Origin of the sequence: Lactobacillus sp. ESL0246 (assembly GCF_003692965.1) — a bacterium.
In the GTDB taxonomy this organism is placed as follows: domain Bacteria; phylum Bacillota; class Bacilli; order Lactobacillales; family Lactobacillaceae; genus Lactobacillus.
This window is the reverse complement of record NZ_REHC01000008.1, coordinates 104,684-117,569: the sequence shown is the minus strand read 5'-3', so window position 1 is coordinate 117,569 and position 12,886 is coordinate 104,684. Positions and strand designations below refer to the sequence as shown.

Sequence of the window (12,886 nt, the reverse complement as noted above, 5' to 3'; positions counted from 1 at the left end):
AAACCTATTTTATATCTCAGTTAAATTCTATAGTTCGCCATCGTAATGAATAGCTTTTCCTAGTATTTTTACATCATCATTACCATCTAAAAAAATGGGTTCATATTTAGTATTAAAGGGGTAGAGGATAGCGTGTTTTGAATCCATTTGCTTAAATTGTTTAAGCGTCGCTTCACCATTAATTAAAACTGCTGCAACTTCGTTTGTTTCAATCGTTGGCTGTTGAAGAATAGTAACATATGCTCCATTTGGAATTCTAGGCTCCATAGAGTCGCCTTTACAGCGTAATGCAAACAATTTACCAGCTGGCACGTGTTTTAAGTAAACATCATGATAACCTTCAACGTTTTGTTCAGCAGTAATAGGGGTACCACAAGCTATGTCACCAACAATAGGGATGCGTACATGATGCAAATTTGATAAATCTATTGCATTAGAAGGAAATTTGGGATCTAAATCGGATTGACTATTGTCAACTCCTAAAACTTTTTCAACCGTAGTATGTAAAGCTTTAGCAAATTCTGGGGTTCTGTTAATTGGAAATTCTCTTGTATGATTAAAATATTTTGACACACCCGACTTAGCCATCCCTACATGTTTCGCTAGTTCCGTAATTGACATACCTTGCTCTTTTCTTAATTCATTAAGTTCGTCAATTATTTGTCTACTTGTTTTCATTTTTTCTCCTTACTTTTAAATAATATTATATTACTGATGTTCATTAAAATAAACAACAAAATTATTTTTTTGATATTTTTGTTGACAAAAAGAAACAAAGGAATTATTATATATTTGTTCTCTAAAGTGAACAGGAGGTGGAAAAGTGATTTTTAATTTTAAGCGTCTGAGAGCTGAACGAGTTGCTAAAGGGTTAACTCAGGCTGAAATGGCAAAACGTAGCGGTATAAGCAGAACAAGTTATTGGAAAAAAGAAAATGGAAAATCAGATATTGGAGTGGAAGAATTTACACGAATGCTTACTGTACTGGGATATCCAGAAAATAAAATTTCGATTTTTTTTACAAAAAGTGTAGACAAAAGAGAACAAAAAGTAGATATAGTTAAGGAAAGAAGAAAACAACATGCAGGAATTAGTAATTATGCAAAATCAACAAGCTGTGACTAGCAGCTTACAAGTTGCAAAAACGTTTGGAAAGAACCATAGAGACGTTCTTAGAATAATCGATGGTTTTAAAAAAGATGTGCGTGATTTTGCGCAGATATTTGAAGAAGGTAACGAGCCTGATAGTTATGGTAGAAAACGCCGAGCATATTTTATGACACGAGACGGTTTTACATTATTGGCTATGGGATTTACAGGAAAGAAGGCTCTCAATTTTAAGCTCAAGTATATCAATGCTTTTAATCAAATGGAGAACGAAATAAAAGCAATTAAAGCTGGGCATCTCGACAGCTACATGATTGAAGACCCAGTCAAAAGGGCGCAGAAGTGGGTTGAGGAAAAGAAAGCCTATTTAAAAATTAAGCCTAAAGCAGACTATTACGACAGTCAGATGCACAATCCAGGCTTAATGACAACTACTGAAATAGCAAAGGACTATGGCTGGACTGCTAAGAAGTTGAACATTGAACTTCATAATCGTCATGTTATTTATAAGCAAGGGAAAGTATGGGTGCTATATCGAAAATATGATGCAAAAGGCTATACACAGTATGAACCATATTCTTATGCAAAAGATGGCAAGAAAGACCAAGGTGTCCACAACAATTTGAAATGGACACAGAAAGGAAAGAAGTTCATCTATGACTTACTTGCTGAAGATAATATTCATCCTGTACTAGAACAAATGGATTTACTGGAGGTGTAATGATGGAAAAAGACAGCAATAAAAAATTTATCGGATTTTAGGAATGGAGTAGAAGAATAAATGAACATTCGTGATGCCGCTTTGAAAGCACAAAAAATGGGTCTAGGTATTGCAAGAAAAAGCGACGGACCAAGACCCACAGTACTCATTTGTACTAATTCGTTAGCTGGAATCATAGTTTTATCAAAATTGGATAAAGCTATAGCTGAACCATGTTGGATGCCAACTTTAGATTATATAACTGCTAACGATTGGTACGTAATGGGAGATACGACTACGGAAAAATCAAATTTTTAATTTTATTTGCGTAGTCTAATACACTATCGACGTTAGGAAAACGAGACAAAATGAAAAAGTTAGTAGCTCAAATCGGTTTAAACAAAATAGAGATTGAATTTAAAGTCATAAAAGATAAGAAATATAAAAATAAAGCTTTAGTTGAAATCAAAGCTAATGAAGCCATTAAAGAACTTGATAAACTTAATCATCAACTAAAGTCGATACCAGTCCGTTTTGAAAGATAGACTTTAAAAGCAGCATTAAACATATCTTCGTAACTGGGAAAAGATGTCTTTTCTTTAACCTTTTCATCAAATTTATCATCTGGGTATGCATCAAATTCACTTTGATTTGTTATACCGCAATCTTCTAGGAATGAATTAAAGGAATTGTAACGAGTGTGGGTCGTCATAAATGATGGAGAAAAAATTTCATTTAAATTATAAGAGTGGGTACCATTCATTTTACTTAGTTCAGATTGTGCCCTCTCAAACTGATTGGATAATTTTTCTAAAGATTTACCAAAATCATCAGTCATTTGTTACCTCCCCTGATTTTTAAGATTGTAACTGGTAATTCAATCAAATTATACCATATGTTGTATAAAGATAGAAGGCGAATACAAAATGAAGTGGTCGAATGTACAAAAATTTTTAGATATGAAGCATTGGTCTCAAAGAGTATTGTCAGAAAAGTCTGGAATACCTATTACTACTTTAGACAAATACAAGTTCTACGGGAATGAACCATCTTTTACCAATGCATGTAAGATTGCTGATGCTTTAGAAATCAGCTTAGACGAACTAAGAGAGGAAGAAAACTAATGGAAAACGAGGTGAAATCAATTGACTGATCTAGTAAATCTACAAATACAAGTGGGGTCTCTGATTGAACTGGTTGATCAAATCATGCAAGAACGTGGTTATGTTCCAGCAGAGTCGCTGGAAGGCAAAACAATCAAGATGAAAGAATTCAGTGAAACTTATTGTGGAAATAGAGCGCCTGAGTGGATACGGACATTCATTTTCGACGAATATCCAGAAGTTGATGTTAAGAACGGCGGGTGGGTAGTACATCCACGGCGAACTAAAAACGGAAAAACAACAATTATTTTTCAAAGAAGGGCAGCAAAGTGGATGGATGAACATGATACAGAAATAGATTGGGACGCAAAACTACCATGATTGAAAGGATATTGAAAAAATGGGCAAACTTTTTAAGAACCTACACAGACCTAGAACTACACACCAAGATGTCACTGATAATCTCATTATTACTAGTCATTGTTGGGCTGGTATTAACGATTTGTCTGCTATCGCAGCCGGAATTGATTCCCGGAACATAAAAAGAGCCCGACGGCAATCGGACTCAGTAACTAAATTAAAAATGATTATATAGGAGATTATACCACAAATGAAACTTTTTGAAATTAATGATGCTATAAAGCAAATTGTAGATCGTGATGATATTGACCCTGTGACTTTAAAAGACACGTTAGATTCACTTGAGCTAACAAGGGATGCAAAGCTAGATGGATTAGCTGGTCTAATTGAACGTGATACAGCAAACATTGATTTTCTGGCTAAGAAAATTAAACAGCTGACAGAGCAGAAACACCATTATGAAAATCAGAAAGACAATCTACTTAAGTATATGACTGAAGTCATCGATAACGCAGATATCAAGCAGTTAAAAACTGAGCATTACATACTTAAGCCACGCAATTATCGTGATAAGACGATTGTTTCGGATGAGGCAAAGTTACCAGATAAATACAAAATTACTAAAGTAACTGAATCTACTAAAGTTAACACAAATCAAATATATAAAGATTTAAAAGATGGCGTGGAAGTGCCAGGTGCATATCTAGAGCCTAATCGCAGAACAGTAATTAGTTAAGGAGGGATGCATGATGACTGAAAGTAAAAAGAGTGTCTTTGCTACCTTATCAGAAATCGATGTTAAGCCCTACTTAGACAAAAAGGGCAGGCTAGATTATCTTAGCTGGGCGAATGCATGGAAACTTGTTAAGCGAGCATATCCAGATGCAAATTACAAAATTACAGAATTTCCTGAGTATGTCTTAACTAAAGATGGTTGGGTAGCAACAGGTAGGGATGTTGATTATCGGCAAACTGCTGCTGGATATGAAGTTGAAGCAGTAGTGACCATTGAGGGACAAGATTACAGTTCAAAATTGTTTGTCATGGATTACCGCAACAAAGCTTTATCTAAAGCAACTTATTTTGACATTAATAAGACGCAACAACGAGCTTTGGTAAAGGCTTTAGCAATTGCAGGCTTAGGTCTGAGTGTTTATGCTGGCGAAGATTTACCTGAAGAAAAGAGCAACGGACAAGTATCTAAACCACGTCCGGTAAGGCAATCATCAACTTCTACTAATCAGCAAAACGATTGGGAAAGCTACAAAGTTAATTATAACGGTCAACAAGTATTGATGAGTTTAGTTGTCAAACATGCGATGGAAGGTAATCAGCAGGCTAAGAATTTTGCCAACACCTTAAAAGGACAGGATTTAGAAGCGTTCAAAAAATTGTCTGGAGGGAAGTAATTGATGAAGGCGAAATGGTTATACAGTAAGCATCCAATTGTCATTGATACTGATCTAGCAGTTGCATTAGGTTCTAATGGTGATAGAGAAGCGATTGTTTTGCAACAATTAAATTATTGGTTACATTCAAAATGGGCTAAAGAAATTAATGGGCGTATGTGGATTTATAACACATTCGAAAACTGGCAAAAAGATAATTTTCCATGGTTGTCATTACCAACAGTTAAAAGAATATTTACTAAGTTAGAAAAGAAAGGCCTAATTATAACTGGAAATTTTAATAAGGCAGGTTTTGATAAGACAAAGTGGTATTCGATTGACGAAGATAGGTTGAATGAACTTGTGAGCCATGCATCGTATCAAAATGATACTACGAGAGTATCAAAAAGAGACGATGGAGAGTATCAAAATGATACAACCTATACCAGAGACTACACAGATACTACTACAGATAAAGATATATATAGTTCCGCCAAGGCAGAACCAGCTATCTACAAGGAAGTAATTGATTATCTTAATGAGAAAGCAGGTACTAAGTACAAATCTACGTCTAAGGCTACACAGCGACTAATCAACGCAAGAGCGAATGACGGCTTTAAAGTGGCTGACTTCAAACATGTGATTGATACCAAATGTGCGCAGTGGCGTGGAGATAAGAAAATGGCTAAGTATCTACGTCCAGAAACATTGTTTGGAACTAAGTTTGAGAGTTATCTAAACGAAAAAGCGCCCAATGTACCCCAACACGCTGATTTTGATGCTGATGCATTTACTAATGGTCAGATTGAAGGCGTGAATGAGGACGAACTGCCATTTTAGAAAGGAGGAATTATGACTGGAATAACAAAAGAGACGGTCAATATGATTGAGTACCGCCGCAGAAAATCAAGTCAAACTTGTCCCAAGCATCCAGATACTCATCTGGTATACCTCAGTGGTGTTGACAAAATTGCGCCATTTTGCGAAGTGTGCACACACGAAAAAATACAAGCGCAAGACCGCCAGATGCATGACAATTTGAAATTACAGGAAGGACAAGGATTTTTAAAGCGAGCATCACTAGTCGACCGTGAAGATGCTTTTAACTATAACTTTGACGGTTTTATAACACAGCCTAATTCGAAAGAAGCAACAGCTAAACATGATGCACGATTGATTGCAGGAGCATATCTTAAATATCCCGATAAAAAAGGTAATAGCTTGCTTTATGGCAATGCGGGAGCAGGCAAGACACATTTGGCTATGGCGATTTTAAACGCCGTCAATGACAACGCAGAGCCAATGCAAAAGTGCTTATTTCTAAGCGTCAATAAGCTGATTAGAGAAATGAAAAACTGGTTCAGCGATAAAACCTGTGTCTGGTCACCAAAGCATGTAACAGATGTGGTTCATGCAGCTGACTTGGTTGTTTTAGATGACTTGGGAGCTGAGAGTGCCAACAGTGAAGCTACCAGTTTTGTTCAAGACACCATCTTCGATATTTATGAAAGTACCCAGCGGATTATCACGACTACTAATTTGAACATGGATGAACTTTATCAGACGTACCACGCCAGATTAGTTAGTCGCATGCAGGAAGGAGACAAGGGTCATGTCATTGATTTTACGAAAATCGCCGACAAACGCTCACGAGTATAAGTGGACTTCTGACTGGGATGCTATTTATACCAACCAATTAAAAAAACGTGCAGAGGCACGTTACGAATATGATGTTCTGCAAGGCCATGGCATTGGAGCCTACGACGAATTGCAAGAGCAGAAACTAAACAAGCTGCATCAGTTCTTTATCGATTTTGAAAAGAAATACAGTAGCCAAAAGACACCAGTTAGATTTATTGGTTAGGAGGAAGAGCAATGTTTGGACGAAATGACAGACCAGATTTTCAAATTTTAGAATCAGAGTACTTTAATCATCGTGAAAAGTGGGAAGCCTTTGCACGTAGAAAAGGCGGGTTGGAAATCTGTGATGACGAGACGGGACAGCCAATTTACGTAATTTAAGGAGGACTAGCAATGACACACGTTAAAAAACTATATCGCAAAAACAAAGACGGCAAGTACGTATTCCTTGGGCACGTGCCGGATACTTATCCGCTTGATGAAAACGAAAAATTCGCAGATACGGAGGGAGCTAAAAATGGAAATAAAAGGGGATAGGACACTTGTCTTCACTGACGTTCTAAATGGCGAAACTTGTGAACAGCCTTTAAAAAAGTTGCGTGGCGCGACCATATATGTTAAGAGCACACACACAGTGTTTTATATGCTAAGTTTTGTGGATAAAGGACATGAAGTCAGCAAAGAAGACTATGACTGGTGTGTGGATTACTTAAACAGAAAGGCATCTGAAAATGGAAAATAAAAAAACGCTACAATCCGATAAGATTGGTACGTTTAAGATAGATAAAAACGGAAAATTGGTTTGGGAAGATGCCACTTATGGACATACAGTTTTTACAGCCGAACAGGTTGAAGCAATCAAATTTTTAATTGATTTTGTATAACGATTTGAGTTAGTTTTTTACCAAAAGTTGTGAATTCTATAATTCCCTTTCTAATAGTTGGTTTTGAGCTTGGGTTTGAGAATTTGATTAAATTACTCCAGCTTAAAAATTCAATTGATTTTTCAGCAGAATCGTAGAATGACTTGTATATATCATTGGTCAAATATTGTTCATCGCTTTGATTAATTATCCCTAACGATACAAGATTATTTAAACTTAGTTCATTTTGGAACCAAAAAGCTGTTGAATTATTTGGAGCAATAAAATGATCTCCATCTTTATGGCCTGTACCATCATCCTTTTTGTCAAAAAATATAACAGTAGGTATAAAATTCAAATTATTAGTCGAAATTTGCATAAGAAACTTAGCATCTTCTGGACTGAATTGTGATAAAACATTTGAAAATCTAGGTGATAATCCTTGATTATTCCTTTTGTCTATAGAAGCAGCAATAAGTTTAGCAAACATTTCTCTTAAGTTATCATCACTTATTTGATATTTAGAGTCCTCTATGGTTTTCATAGCTAAGTTTAGTTTAGAAGAATCCCTATTTTCTTCAGGAATTTTCTTTACATTATCAATAATTGACTGCTTAAATTTTCTTATATGTGCATTACCCCATGTTGTTCCTATGTTGAATGGCGATAATAATAATTCTGAAATACCACCTAAGGTATCACCAATATTTTTAGCAGTAGGATTCATTAATAGTTCTTGAGTACTTTGAGGTAAAAAATTAAGTGGATTTTCTGGATCCATAAAAAATCTCCTTTTAAAAAATCAATTCAATACTAAATATATGTATTATTATACACGAAAGGTACAAGATGTTGTGGAATAAAATACAAATTATTTTGAATAAAAAGCATTGGTCTTTAGCAAAATTAGCCAAGGAATCTAATGTAAATTATGAAACGTTGAAAAAATATAAATTTGCTGGTCAGGAACCTAGCTTTAGTAAAGTATGTAAAATTGCTGATGCGTTAGGTATCAGCTTAGACAAATTGAGGTAACTAATGGAAGTAGTAAATAACATGTTGGTTTTTAAAGACTGGGCAACTAATTACTGGTGGGTAATACCGCTAGATTACTTCTTTGGCGCTTATGCAAAAGAAGGCAAGTTAGTAGTGTCATTCTTCATTGCTGACAATGGCTCATATGCTGAAGCAGTGGTTGATAAAGAAACGTACGACTTTGTTGACGGAATTATTAAAGCTGAGGAGGCGCAAATATGATAAATCGAGCAGTGCTAACTGGTCGTTTGACCCGTAACCCCGAGTTGAAAACAACCCAGAGTGGGCTGTCAGTATCAACGTTTACTCTGGCTGTTAATCGGCAATATACCAATTCTCAGGGTGAACGAGGAGCTGACTTTATCAGTTGTGTCATTTGGCGCAAAGCTGCAGAGAACTTCTGTAACTTTACGTCAAAAGGGTCACTTGTTGGTATTGATGGCCGGATTCAAACTAGAACATACGATAGCCAAAACGGTCAAAAGGTTTATGTGACTGAAGTAGTCGTTGATAACTTTTCATTACTCGAGTCGAAAAAGGACAGAGAGAGCAACACCAATATGGGGAATAACGGCGGTTATAACAACAGTGGTAACAATACAAGCAACAGTAATAATAGTGCTCCACAGGATCCATTTAGTGGTTCAGGAGACACGATTGATATAACAGACGATGATTTGCCATTCTAGGAGGAGAGTATGAATGTCAAATAAGAGTAAGCCTAGAATAGTTGAACATGACTTTACTAAGGGAATAAAAGTGACAGATCACTTCATTATGCGAGCACACGAACGCTTTGGATTAAGGGATTTACATGATAGTGCCAAAAATCATGATTATGTTACTGGATGGGTGCAGGAACTGTTAGAAAATTATGATGAAATAGAACGTAATCAGAATAATGATGATGTTCTGCTGGTTAAGTGCAGACAAATAATTGTTGTTTATCAACTCAGCAAAAGACAATGTTTAACATGCTATCCAATCTCGTATAACAATTACACCAAGCAGTATGACACGCTTAAAACAGCAATAAAAAAACGTGAACTCAAATTAGATGATTTTACTGCAGAAAAAGTAAATGAAACTTTTATAAATATCTATTATCAAGAAGCCAGACGGTATGCTAAGGAACTTGCAGAATTACACGCTAAAATAGCTGCACTTTACCAGGTTCAAAGCAAGAGCAGTCACAATGTGGTAATCGATACCAAGCAGGAAACAATTAATCAAATAAACTCAATCATTTTTGAAATTGAAGATAAATTAATGAATATTCATAACGTGGTTTTTGAAGAGCAGGAAAGGAAGATTAATGTTTAGATGGAGCGTCGTTTGAAGTTTATCGTCCCTGGAGAACCTAAAAGTAAAGCCAGACCACGATTTTCTAGACGAGGTGGCCACGTAATTACCTACACTCCAGATGATACTCACGATTATGAAAATCAAGTCAGGTACAGTGCTCAGGTTGCCAGAAGAGCGCACAACATAAATAAGCCAATATCAAAAGATATGGCTATTTCAATCAAAGTGTTTTTTGGAATTCCCACATCATATTCAAAAAAGCGCAAGGCAAGGTGTTTAAGTGGCGAAGAAAGACCAACTAAGAAGCCTGACAGCGACAATATTGCAAAGATTGTACTAGATGGGTTAAATCCTAAGATGAAAGTTAATCACGCATTGCACAAGGCTGTGTGCCTAAGAGAAGGACTATATAGAGACGATAAGCAAGTGGTCGATTTAAGGGTTGAAAAATGGTACGGAGAAAAGCCACAAATAGAGGTAACAGCTGTGTGGCATGAAGAATAAAAAATATTAGGAGGAAGTTAGTGATGGTTAATGAGGAGACACATGAGATTACATGTGCCTACTGTAAGCGGACAATTCAAGAAGATGGACTAGTCGTTGATAGTTTGGAACTGGGTTATGGGGTTTACTGTGATGACCATTGTTTAGCTGACGCACTAGACGCTGAAACTATGACACATAAAGAAATTTTGAAAAAATTTGGTATAGAAGAGGAAGACGGAAAAGAAGATGAAGATAAGGAAGACTATTTTGGTTTAGGCACTTGGCGAGATGCAATCCATAACGCAAACGCAAACGTAGTAACAAGTAAGTGAAAATAAGAGGGAGATAATCAATGGCAGAGGTAAATTTGAGTAGTGGCGGAACAATTGAGCCGAAAGAGAGTGTTGAGCAGATATTAGATATGCTTGAAGCATGTGATGAAAAAGATGGTTTTATCTGTTTAACTAAGCAGACTGGTAAGCATATCTATGTGTGCGCTTATCGAGTAGAGTCAATTGAGGAGTAAAAAATGATTAATGGAGAAGTAGAAAATACAGAACTTGATAATGTTAAAACTGCCAAGAATGTACGTATATTTTTAAAAAATGTTTTCCCTGATTATTTAATCGAAGCTGGTTATCATCGTACTGACATAAAGGCTAATAAAATTAATCAGAATGGTATCGTTTCACATAAAAATGCTGCTCCAGATGGGAGAATGAAGCATATCTATACTATGCAGAACAAGTGTAAAGCTGTTTATCAAGCGATTGCCGGTTTGCCTGATAGCTCCAAGAAACCATTTAAAAGAATTTTGACCGGAGTATATCTAGAAGAATTGGAAGATTGGAAAGTGGCAAATAAACTTGGCTATTGTAGATCTAGATACTGGGAATTAAAGCAACAAGCCTGTTGTCAATTTGCACGATCACTTATATTTCAGAAAACTATGTATGATGTTGAAATTCCAGATTTGCAGGTGTTTAAATGTGAAAGTAATAAATAAAATTAAATTAGTACATGTTGATCCTAATAAAATTAAAGCTGGGGATGTACTTTATTCCTTAGAAATGGATAGTTGCTATCTAATTGTTGAAAGCTATCGAGGTAATAAGTATCGGATTTTAAATCTTGCAGATAATGTTTACTCAACATCATGTAATTCAATTGTGAAATTGGTAAAAGCAAAATTTGATTGTAAGAAGCTGATTAAAGTTAATCCTGATGAGATTAACCTAGTAATCGGTAAATACTAAAAAGAAAGGGATTGAGCTTGTGGAAAGCATAGACTTAGGTTTGGATATTGACCAAGCAGCAACGGCACAGAGCGCGGATAGTTTTCTCCGACATGATTTTAGAAAGTATCTACTTCGTGCAGGCATGCGTTACTCTGATTTACTGTCTGGTACACAACTTGATCCCACGGGAGTTGCTTCGCATGGTAAAAATAGTGCAGAAAAAAGATTAGTTAAGATACTGGATATGCAAGAACGTTGTTTAGCGGTCTATCAAGCAATTGAACATTGCTCAGACATGCAGAAGCAACCGTATAAAAAGATACTTGAATGCTTATATTTTAAGCATCTGACGGACTATCAAACTGCAATTCAGGTTGGATATAGTAAGTCACGTTTGAGTGACTTGAAGAAAAGTGCCTTATGCGAGTTTGCTGATGCGATCGACACATGGAAAGTATACTACGATGTTGATATCCCAGATTTAAAGGTAGAAAAAAAGAAAAAATAAAATCGAACAAAATTGGACCAAAATCGAACAAAATTAGTTCATTTTCGTAAAATTATTGAATTTTAATGGTGCTATTATGGTATTGTCGAAAGATTAGGGTAATTCCTAATAGCTATTAAGACCGTCCGAAACGACGTTAAACTAGGAGTTTTTCCTCCTTTCGAGAAACTTATATATTAAATTACAACGAGCTGCGGCAATGGTATCTTAGTAGGTTCGATTCCTGCTGCCGCAATAGCCTGCGATGACCCATTTAAGTGCTTTAAAGAGTTAGCACTGGCGAGCGGGCTTTTTATGAAGTGTGGGTGTATCAATTGTAGGAAGAGTACGTTTATAACTGTCCGTCAATGACTTCAGGTTCGAATCCTGACACTCCACTTACGGATCAAGTTCGAAGGGCCCGAGGAGTAGGTGTCGAACTAACAGAGCCTCGTATCTTGTATTATTGCAATGATATATGAGGCTTTTGTTTTGCAAAAGGAAAGTAAAATAATGGATAAAGCCGTATACATTGAGCAACTAAAAAATAATATCAGCGCCAATCAAACAGGCCGTAAAAAAATTGAAGATGATTGGTGCAGAGTTAACGACGATATGTGGAGACTGTGGAAACAATGATATTGGATTTTTTTCTAGATAATTTTATAAAGTTGAAAAAAGAATATGATGAACAGGAGCGCCAAGCTACACAAAATATGGCTAGAATGCAGCGTGAATTTGAAGAGATGCACAAAAGAAACGAAAAGCAGCGTGCAAAAATTAGTTCAAACATAGATAAATATTTGTAGGAGTATCAGATGATAAACAAAACTCAAGTATTGTGGGGCTATGCGGTTATTGCATGCGTTTGTCATGGCCTTTCGGAAATGATTGCTTCACTTTTAAAACTGAATTCTGGCATGATTACTATCATATTTTTTTTGCTATTTATGTTGAAGTTTGAAATCAAACCAATAACAGAATCAGACAATCCAATCTATTTTAGAATTGAATTTCGTTAAGCATCCCTAACGGAAAGCTATTTGCGCTGGCTGACAAAAGAAAAGGTAATCACCTCTCCTTAGCATAATCCAACAAGTTGGATTGCGTCATCCGAGGGTGATTACCTTGACTGATATAATAACTATCTTAATCATAATACTACTATTAGT

Annotated in this window: 30 protein-coding genes; 27 read left to right on the top strand and 3 right to left on the bottom strand. The window is 35.9% G+C overall.

The window, feature by feature from the left end; translation table 11 throughout:
• Positions 1 to 27 precede the first annotated feature (27 nt).
• The gene (locus F5ESL0246_RS04625; protein ID WP_122018354.1) at positions 28 to 678 is read right to left on the bottom strand and encodes a LexA family transcriptional regulator; all 651 of its coding nucleotides are present in this window, start codon (positions 676 to 678) and stop codon (positions 28 to 30) included.
• A gap of 145 nt (positions 679 to 823) precedes the next feature.
• Between F5ESL0246_RS04625 and F5ESL0246_RS04620 the strand changes: the two genes are divergently transcribed.
• The 4 genes from F5ESL0246_RS04620 to F5ESL0246_RS08235 are packed head-to-tail and all read left to right on the top strand — an operon-like array spanning position 824 to position 2,353.
• The gene (locus tag F5ESL0246_RS04620) at positions 824 to 1,126 is read left to right on the top strand and encodes a helix-turn-helix domain-containing protein (protein WP_122018353.1); all 303 of its coding nucleotides are present in this window, start codon (positions 824 to 826) and stop codon (positions 1,124 to 1,126) included.
• Positions 1,083 to 1,829 (top strand): phage regulatory protein/antirepressor Ant, encoded by a 747-nt coding sequence (locus F5ESL0246_RS04615; RefSeq protein WP_122018352.1) that lies wholly within the window; start codon positions 1,083 to 1,085, stop codon positions 1,827 to 1,829. Before F5ESL0246_RS04620 ends, F5ESL0246_RS04615 begins: the two co-directional genes overlap by 44 nt.
• Positions 1,830 to 1,889: 60 nt before the next feature.
• Positions 1,890 to 2,126: a hypothetical protein gene (locus tag F5ESL0246_RS04610; RefSeq protein WP_122018351.1), complete on the top strand. Its 237-nt coding sequence runs from the start codon at positions 1,890 to 1,892 to the stop codon at positions 2,124 to 2,126.
• Between the two features lie 50 nt (positions 2,127 to 2,176).
• Complete coding sequence (locus F5ESL0246_RS08235; RefSeq protein ID WP_158592796.1) at positions 2,177 to 2,353, top strand: hypothetical protein; 177 nt, start codon at positions 2,177 to 2,179, stop codon at positions 2,351 to 2,353.
• On the opposite strand, the gene F5ESL0246_RS04605 is transcribed toward F5ESL0246_RS08235, so the two are convergent.
• The gene (locus F5ESL0246_RS04605) at positions 2,317 to 2,646 is read right to left on the bottom strand and encodes a hypothetical protein (RefSeq protein WP_122018350.1); all 330 of its coding nucleotides are present in this window, start codon (positions 2,644 to 2,646) and stop codon (positions 2,317 to 2,319) included. The two genes, F5ESL0246_RS08235 and F5ESL0246_RS04605, sit on opposite strands and share 37 nt — an antisense overlap.
• Before the next feature lie 88 nt (positions 2,647 to 2,734).
• On the opposite strand from F5ESL0246_RS04605, the gene F5ESL0246_RS04600 reads away from it, so the two are divergent.
• From F5ESL0246_RS04600 to F5ESL0246_RS08225, 11 genes are all read left to right on the top strand, one after another.
• Entirely contained in the window at positions 2,735 to 2,932 is a 198-nt protein-coding gene (locus F5ESL0246_RS04600; RefSeq protein WP_122018349.1) for a helix-turn-helix transcriptional regulator, read from the top strand.
• 21 nt (positions 2,933 to 2,953) lie between these two features.
• On the top strand, positions 2,954 to 3,292 hold the full coding sequence (locus F5ESL0246_RS04595) for a DUF771 domain-containing protein (RefSeq protein ID WP_233551597.1): 339 nt from the start codon (positions 2,954 to 2,956) through the stop codon (positions 3,290 to 3,292).
• A gap of 229 nt (positions 3,293 to 3,521) precedes the next feature.
• The gene (locus F5ESL0246_RS04585; RefSeq protein ID WP_122018347.1) at positions 3,522 to 4,007 is read left to right on the top strand and encodes a siphovirus Gp157 family protein; all 486 of its coding nucleotides are present in this window, start codon (positions 3,522 to 3,524) and stop codon (positions 4,005 to 4,007) included.
• A gap of 10 nt (positions 4,008 to 4,017) precedes the next feature.
• Positions 4,018 to 4,680: a DUF1071 domain-containing protein gene (locus F5ESL0246_RS04580; RefSeq protein ID WP_369916909.1), complete on the top strand. Its 663-nt coding sequence runs from the start codon at positions 4,018 to 4,020 to the stop codon at positions 4,678 to 4,680.
• Between the two features lie 3 nt (positions 4,681 to 4,683).
• Positions 4,684 to 5,499 carry a conserved phage C-terminal domain-containing protein gene (locus F5ESL0246_RS04575; protein WP_147441040.1) on the top strand — a complete coding sequence of 272 codons (816 nt, stop codon included), beginning with the start codon at positions 4,684 to 4,686 and terminating at the stop codon, positions 5,497 to 5,499.
• A gap of 12 nt (positions 5,500 to 5,511) precedes the next feature.
• Entirely contained in the window at positions 5,512 to 6,318 is an 807-nt protein-coding gene (locus tag F5ESL0246_RS04570; protein ID WP_122018344.1) for a DnaA ATPase domain-containing protein, read from the top strand.
• Entirely contained in the window at positions 6,272 to 6,523 is a 252-nt protein-coding gene (locus tag F5ESL0246_RS04565) for a hypothetical protein (protein ID WP_122018343.1), read from the top strand. The genes F5ESL0246_RS04570 and F5ESL0246_RS04565 overlap by 47 nt, the downstream gene beginning before the upstream one ends.
• An 11-nt stretch (positions 6,524 to 6,534) precedes the next feature.
• A complete protein-coding gene (locus F5ESL0246_RS08295) occupies positions 6,535 to 6,681 on the top strand; it encodes a hypothetical protein (RefSeq protein WP_199688557.1) in 147 nt (48 codons plus the stop codon).
• A gap of 12 nt (positions 6,682 to 6,693) precedes the next feature.
• The gene (locus F5ESL0246_RS08230; protein WP_158592795.1) at positions 6,694 to 6,837 is read left to right on the top strand and encodes a hypothetical protein; all 144 of its coding nucleotides are present in this window, start codon (positions 6,694 to 6,696) and stop codon (positions 6,835 to 6,837) included.
• On the top strand, positions 6,818 to 7,042 hold the full coding sequence (locus F5ESL0246_RS04560; RefSeq protein ID WP_122018342.1) for a hypothetical protein: 225 nt from the start codon (positions 6,818 to 6,820) through the stop codon (positions 7,040 to 7,042). The genes F5ESL0246_RS08230 and F5ESL0246_RS04560 overlap by 20 nt, the downstream gene beginning before the upstream one ends.
• Positions 7,032 to 7,184 (top strand): hypothetical protein, encoded by a 153-nt coding sequence (locus F5ESL0246_RS08225; RefSeq protein WP_158592794.1) that lies wholly within the window; start codon positions 7,032 to 7,034, stop codon positions 7,182 to 7,184. The genes F5ESL0246_RS04560 and F5ESL0246_RS08225 overlap by 11 nt, the downstream gene beginning before the upstream one ends.
• Here the strand turns inward: F5ESL0246_RS08225 and F5ESL0246_RS04555 are convergent.
• A complete protein-coding gene (locus F5ESL0246_RS04555) occupies positions 7,159 to 7,944 on the bottom strand; it encodes a DUF4393 domain-containing protein (RefSeq protein WP_122018341.1) in 786 nt (261 codons plus the stop codon). The two genes, F5ESL0246_RS08225 and F5ESL0246_RS04555, sit on opposite strands and share 26 nt — an antisense overlap.
• Before the next feature lie 68 nt (positions 7,945 to 8,012).
• Here F5ESL0246_RS04555 and F5ESL0246_RS04550 point away from each other — a divergent pair, with 68 nt between their 5' ends.
• The 12 genes from F5ESL0246_RS04550 to F5ESL0246_RS04505 all read left to right on the top strand — a co-directional run bounded on the left by F5ESL0246_RS04550 (position 8,013) and on the right by F5ESL0246_RS04505 (position 12,736).
• Positions 8,013 to 8,198, top strand: coding sequence for a helix-turn-helix transcriptional regulator (locus F5ESL0246_RS04550; RefSeq protein ID WP_122018340.1), 186 nt, complete (start codon positions 8,013 to 8,015; stop codon positions 8,196 to 8,198).
• Positions 8,199 to 8,201: 3 nt separating this feature from the next.
• Complete coding sequence (locus F5ESL0246_RS04545) at positions 8,202 to 8,420, top strand: hypothetical protein (RefSeq protein ID WP_122018339.1); 219 nt, start codon at positions 8,202 to 8,204, stop codon at positions 8,418 to 8,420.
• Entirely contained in the window at positions 8,417 to 8,887 is a 471-nt protein-coding gene (gene ssb, locus F5ESL0246_RS04540; RefSeq protein ID WP_122018338.1) for a single-stranded DNA-binding protein, read from the top strand. The genes F5ESL0246_RS04545 and ssb overlap by 4 nt, the downstream gene beginning before the upstream one ends.
• Positions 8,888 to 8,900: 13 nt before the next feature.
• Positions 8,901 to 9,521: a hypothetical protein gene (locus F5ESL0246_RS04535; RefSeq protein WP_122018337.1), complete on the top strand. Its 621-nt coding sequence runs from the start codon at positions 8,901 to 8,903 to the stop codon at positions 9,519 to 9,521.
• A complete protein-coding gene (locus tag F5ESL0246_RS04530) occupies positions 9,522 to 10,007 on the top strand; it encodes a RusA family crossover junction endodeoxyribonuclease (RefSeq protein ID WP_122018336.1) in 486 nt (161 codons plus the stop codon). It begins immediately after the preceding gene.
• 20 nt (positions 10,008 to 10,027) lie between these two features.
• Positions 10,028 to 10,321, top strand: a complete 294-nt coding sequence (locus tag F5ESL0246_RS04525; protein ID WP_147441039.1) for a hypothetical protein — start codon at positions 10,028 to 10,030, stop codon at positions 10,319 to 10,321.
• A 20-nt stretch (positions 10,322 to 10,341) separates the two neighbouring features.
• Entirely contained in the window at positions 10,342 to 10,515 is a 174-nt protein-coding gene (locus F5ESL0246_RS08220) for a hypothetical protein (protein WP_158592793.1), read from the top strand.
• A 3-nt stretch (positions 10,516 to 10,518) separates the two neighbouring features.
• Positions 10,519 to 10,995, top strand: coding sequence for an ArpU family phage packaging/lysis transcriptional regulator (locus tag F5ESL0246_RS04520; RefSeq protein ID WP_122018334.1), 477 nt, complete (start codon positions 10,519 to 10,521; stop codon positions 10,993 to 10,995).
• Complete coding sequence (locus tag F5ESL0246_RS04515) at positions 10,979 to 11,245, top strand: hypothetical protein (RefSeq protein ID WP_122018333.1); 267 nt, start codon at positions 10,979 to 10,981, stop codon at positions 11,243 to 11,245. Before F5ESL0246_RS04520 ends, F5ESL0246_RS04515 begins: the two co-directional genes overlap by 17 nt.
• Positions 11,246 to 11,264: 19 nt before the next feature.
• Entirely contained in the window at positions 11,265 to 11,735 is a 471-nt protein-coding gene (locus tag F5ESL0246_RS04510) for an ArpU family phage packaging/lysis transcriptional regulator (RefSeq protein WP_158592792.1), read from the top strand.
• 650 nt (positions 11,736 to 12,385) lie between these two features.
• Positions 12,386 to 12,523: a hypothetical protein gene (locus F5ESL0246_RS08215; protein WP_158593156.1), complete on the top strand. Its 138-nt coding sequence runs from the start codon at positions 12,386 to 12,388 to the stop codon at positions 12,521 to 12,523.
• A 9-nt stretch (positions 12,524 to 12,532) separates the two neighbouring features.
• Entirely contained in the window at positions 12,533 to 12,736 is a 204-nt protein-coding gene (locus F5ESL0246_RS04505; protein WP_122018331.1) for a hypothetical protein, read from the top strand.
• Positions 12,737 to 12,886: the final 150 nt, after the last annotated feature.

Bases quoted from the DNA above. Each gene is read 5' to 3' on its own strand.
- F5ESL0246_RS04575 (WP_147441040.1), top strand. From the start codon at position 4,684: ATGAAGGCGAAATGGTTATACAGTAAGCATCCAATTGTCATTGATACT.
- F5ESL0246_RS04600 (WP_122018349.1), top strand. From the start codon at position 2,735: ATGAAGTGGTCGAATGTACAAAAATTTTTAGATATGAAGCATTGGTCT.
- F5ESL0246_RS08230 (WP_158592795.1), top strand. From the start codon at position 6,694: ATGACACACGTTAAAAAACTATATCGCAAAAACAAAGACGGCAAGTAC.
- F5ESL0246_RS04505 (WP_122018331.1), top strand. From the start codon at position 12,533: ATGATAAACAAAACTCAAGTATTGTGGGGCTATGCGGTTATTGCATGC.
- F5ESL0246_RS08220 (WP_158592793.1), top strand. From the start codon at position 10,342: ATGGCAGAGGTAAATTTGAGTAGTGGCGGAACAATTGAGCCGAAAGAG.
- F5ESL0246_RS04615 (WP_122018352.1), top strand. From the start codon at position 1,083: ATGCAGGAATTAGTAATTATGCAAAATCAACAAGCTGTGACTAGCAGC.
- F5ESL0246_RS04625 (WP_122018354.1), bottom strand. From the start codon at position 678: ATGAAAACAAGTAGACAAATAATTGACGAACTTAATGAATTAAGAAAA.
- F5ESL0246_RS04610 (WP_122018351.1), top strand. From the start codon at position 1,890: ATGAACATTCGTGATGCCGCTTTGAAAGCACAAAAAATGGGTCTAGGT.
- F5ESL0246_RS04580 (WP_369916909.1), top strand. From the start codon at position 4,018: ATGATGACTGAAAGTAAAAAGAGTGTCTTTGCTACCTTATCAGAAATC.
- F5ESL0246_RS04530 (WP_122018336.1), top strand. From the start codon at position 9,522: ATGGAGCGTCGTTTGAAGTTTATCGTCCCTGGAGAACCTAAAAGTAAA.
- F5ESL0246_RS08225 (WP_158592794.1), top strand. From the start codon at position 7,032: ATGGAAAATAAAAAAACGCTACAATCCGATAAGATTGGTACGTTTAAG.
- F5ESL0246_RS04605 (WP_122018350.1), bottom strand. From the start codon at position 2,646: ATGACTGATGATTTTGGTAAATCTTTAGAAAAATTATCCAATCAGTTT.
- F5ESL0246_RS04545 (WP_122018339.1), top strand. From the start codon at position 8,202: ATGGAAGTAGTAAATAACATGTTGGTTTTTAAAGACTGGGCAACTAAT.
- F5ESL0246_RS04520 (WP_122018334.1), top strand. From the start codon at position 10,519: ATGATTAATGGAGAAGTAGAAAATACAGAACTTGATAATGTTAAAACT.
- F5ESL0246_RS04565 (WP_122018343.1), top strand. From the start codon at position 6,272: ATGTCATTGATTTTACGAAAATCGCCGACAAACGCTCACGAGTATAAG.
- F5ESL0246_RS04585 (WP_122018347.1), top strand. From the start codon at position 3,522: ATGAAACTTTTTGAAATTAATGATGCTATAAAGCAAATTGTAGATCGT.
- F5ESL0246_RS08235 (WP_158592796.1), top strand. From the start codon at position 2,177: ATGAAAAAGTTAGTAGCTCAAATCGGTTTAAACAAAATAGAGATTGAA.
- F5ESL0246_RS08295 (WP_199688557.1), top strand. From the start codon at position 6,535: ATGTTTGGACGAAATGACAGACCAGATTTTCAAATTTTAGAATCAGAG.
- F5ESL0246_RS04555 (WP_122018341.1), bottom strand. From the start codon at position 7,944: ATGGATCCAGAAAATCCACTTAATTTTTTACCTCAAAGTACTCAAGAA.
- F5ESL0246_RS04535 (WP_122018337.1), top strand. From the start codon at position 8,901: ATGTCAAATAAGAGTAAGCCTAGAATAGTTGAACATGACTTTACTAAG.
- F5ESL0246_RS04560 (WP_122018342.1), top strand. From the start codon at position 6,818: ATGGAAATAAAAGGGGATAGGACACTTGTCTTCACTGACGTTCTAAAT.
- F5ESL0246_RS04570 (WP_122018344.1), top strand. From the start codon at position 5,512: ATGACTGGAATAACAAAAGAGACGGTCAATATGATTGAGTACCGCCGC.
- ssb (WP_122018338.1), top strand. From the start codon at position 8,417: ATGATAAATCGAGCAGTGCTAACTGGTCGTTTGACCCGTAACCCCGAG.
- F5ESL0246_RS04550 (WP_122018340.1), top strand. From the start codon at position 8,013: ATGTTGTGGAATAAAATACAAATTATTTTGAATAAAAAGCATTGGTCT.